The sequence below is a fragment of the Pseudarthrobacter enclensis genome (genome assembly GCF_030811655.1).
GTDB classification, from domain to species: domain Bacteria; phylum Actinomycetota; class Actinomycetes; order Actinomycetales; family Micrococcaceae; genus Arthrobacter; species Arthrobacter enclensis_A.
In genome coordinates this window covers 1-2,666 of the sequence record NZ_JAUSRE010000051.1, presented here as the reverse complement: position 1 = coordinate 2,666, position 2,666 = coordinate 1, and the positions used below count along the sequence as shown (strand labels likewise).

Sequence of the window (2,666 nt, the reverse complement as noted above, 5' to 3'; positions counted from 1 at the left end):
CGCCTACGAAGCCCACATCACCAAATCCGACAACACCCACGCCACCGTCAAGCTCGACACCAACTTCACCATCACCGCCACCGAAACCGGCGGCCACTGAGCCGAAGCGTGCTTCTTGGGGCGGACGCTGACCACCGGCGTCCGCCCGAACCACAACGCCACCTCAAAGCTGAATCGACCTTCATTCGCGTCCAGGGCCCGTCGCTTGAGGTATTCCCTGCCGGCCCTCGCACAAGAAAGACGCTGATGACCGCCGTCAACCTCCCGCTGGTCCCGCCGATGACAGACCGCGGGCGCTCCACCGCCCATGTCCCCATTACCGAAACATTCGCGCCATGAGTAGCACCGCACCTGCCGGCACCCAACACATCGCCGCCCGGCGTCCAACAGGGAACCGCGCTGCTGCCTGGGGATGGTTCCAGAAGGCGCTATCCACCGCCATCGTCGCCTCAGCCGTGATTATCGGCGTGCAGCTGGGCCTGAACGGGCCCGCTGTCTCCCCTGTCCAGACCACCGTTATGGCCGCCGATACAGTCGGACCTGCCGCGGCGGCCACCCCAAATCAACAAGGACGGCCCGGGCCCGCAAGGGGTGCGACGACGCCTGGCGGCAACAGAGGAAGGCGCTAGGACTCCTCATAGCTATTTGATGACTTACCGGCGCCGGTTGGCTGCCACAAAGGAAAAACGATGACAGCAACAGCCGACCATCCCGGAGCTGCCCGGTCAGAAGCGGGGGCGTCCGGGAGCGTCTCACCGGCCCTGGCACTGTGGCTGATTATGGCCGGTGCGGTCGCAGTCATGGCCCTGGCAGTGATCAAGGCCCCCCACCCGGTGCAGTTCAACCTTCCCTTGGTGGCCCACATGTCCGGACTGTTGGCCGGCTACGGTGTCACAGTCATGATGGGCCTGATGTCGCGCGCACCTGGGCTGGAACGTGGAGTCGGTGCTGACCGGCTATCCCGATGGCACGGCTTGGGCGGCAGGGCCATCTTCGTGCTCATGCTCATTCACGGCGTAGCCGCGACCGTGGCCTGGTCAATGGTTCAACGGATCCCGTTGAGGACGGCCACACTGGACGTTCTCCGGATGCCCGGACTTGTTGCTGCCACAGTCGGAACACTGCTGTTCATCGGAATCGGCTACGTGTCTTCGCGAAACGTGCGGCGCAGGATGAAGTACGAGTCCTGGCACTTGATGCATCTCCTCACTTACGTGGCCATCGCGCTGTCCTTCGCCCACGAACTGGCAGGCCCGGACCTGGCGGGGATGCCCGTCGTACAGGTCGCATGGAGCCTGCTCTACACCCTAAGTTTCGGGCTGGTACTCCGGTACCGGGTGCTTGCCCCGCTCACGCAGATGTGGCGGCACCGGCTGCGCGTAGATCACATCGTCCACGAGGGAGCAGGCGCGGTCAGCATCATCCTTCGAGGCCGACACCTCGACGAACTCAACGCCGAATCCGGCCAATTCTTTCGGTGGCGATTCCTGGTTGGACCCCTCTGGCTGTCTTCCCACCCCTTCTCGCTGTCAGCGCCGCCGCACCCCCAATTCCTCCGGATAACAGTCAAGGCGGTAGGCGACGGCACCCGCCTGATTCACGCCGTGAAACCCGGAACAAGGGTTCTCGGCGCGGGTCCGTATGGTGCCATGACGAATGAGCGACGCGAAGGCCGGGGAGTCCTTCTAATCGGTGGCGGGGTGGGAATCACCCCTATGAGGGCCCTCTTCGAGACACTCCCGGTCCACGGACGGGAACTGACCCTGCTGTATCGGGCCTCCTCCGTGGAAGAGATTCTCTTCCGCGACGAGCTCGAGCACATCGCTCGGCAGCGCGGAGCGCAACTGATCTTCCTGACCGGATCTGCGTCCGACCCGCGGAACGCGATGTCAGCGCAAAACCTGCTGGCTATGGTCCCGGACCTTGCAACCCGGGACGTCTACATGTGCGCCTCACCACGACTCTCCTCAGCCGTGACATTGGCTGTAAGGCAGGCCGGCGTTCCGCGGCGGCAACTCCACCATGAGGATTTCAGTTTCTAGCCCTGGCAGGTCTTCGTCGGTTGCGTTTAGTGGCGTCAAGCTAAGGTGGGGCGCTCCCCTTCCGGCGCGGCCGTCAATTGAGTGGTTGTGACGCTGCTCAACGGAAAGTTTGGTATCCAAGCACACCGTGCCCATTCCAGAAGTCCGGGAGGAGCGACCTATCGTTGTCTGCCGGCGTTACCTTTGATCCATGGCACCGGGCGTGGCCTTGAGCGGGACCGGTACCAGGTCCTGGAGTTCCTCAAGGGTGCAGCCGAAGGTTTCGCGGACGGTGACGCCGTCCGGGCCGATGAGGAAGACGGCCTTGCCGGTGTAGACACGGGTGACGCAGCCGACGCCGGTGACCGGGTAGGTGCAGGCGTCCACGATCTTCGAGGCGCCCTCCCGGGTCAGGAGGGTCATCATGACGAAGACGTCCTTGGCGCCGGTGGCGAGGTCCATGGCACCCCCGACGGCGGGAATCGCCCCGGGTGCGCCGGTGTGCCAGTTGGCGAGGTCACCGATGGCGGAGACCTGGAAGGCGCCCAGGACGCAGATGTCCAGGTGCCCGCCACGCATCATCGCGAACGAGTCCGCGTGGTGGAAGTACGACGCGCCGGGGAGTTCGGTGACCGGAATCTTGCC

At 64.4% G+C, this 2,666-nt stretch carries 3 protein-coding genes; 2 read left to right on the top strand and 1 reads right to left on the bottom strand.

The features are described 5' to 3' along the window. The first annotated feature begins 335 nt into the window (after positions 1 to 335). Entirely contained in the window at positions 336 to 629 is a 294-nt protein-coding gene (locus J2X98_RS22115; RefSeq protein ID WP_307312662.1) for a hypothetical protein, read from the top strand. A gap of 60 nt (positions 630 to 689) precedes the next feature. Next, positions 690 to 2,042, top strand: coding sequence for a ferredoxin reductase family protein (locus J2X98_RS22110; protein ID WP_307312661.1), 1,353 nt, complete (start codon positions 690 to 692; stop codon positions 2,040 to 2,042). 177 nt (positions 2,043 to 2,219) lie between these two features. Here the strand turns inward: J2X98_RS22110 and J2X98_RS22105 are convergent. Continuing rightward, a partial coding sequence (locus J2X98_RS22105) for a CoA-transferase (RefSeq protein WP_307312659.1) occupies positions 2,220 to 2,666 on the bottom strand: 447 nt, incomplete at its 5' end.

Bases quoted from the DNA above. Each gene is read 5' to 3' on its own strand.
- J2X98_RS22115 (WP_307312662.1), top strand. From the start codon at position 336: ATGAGTAGCACCGCACCTGCCGGCACCCAACACATCGCCGCCCGGCGT.
- J2X98_RS22110 (WP_307312661.1), top strand. From the start codon at position 690: ATGACAGCAACAGCCGACCATCCCGGAGCTGCCCGGTCAGAAGCGGGG.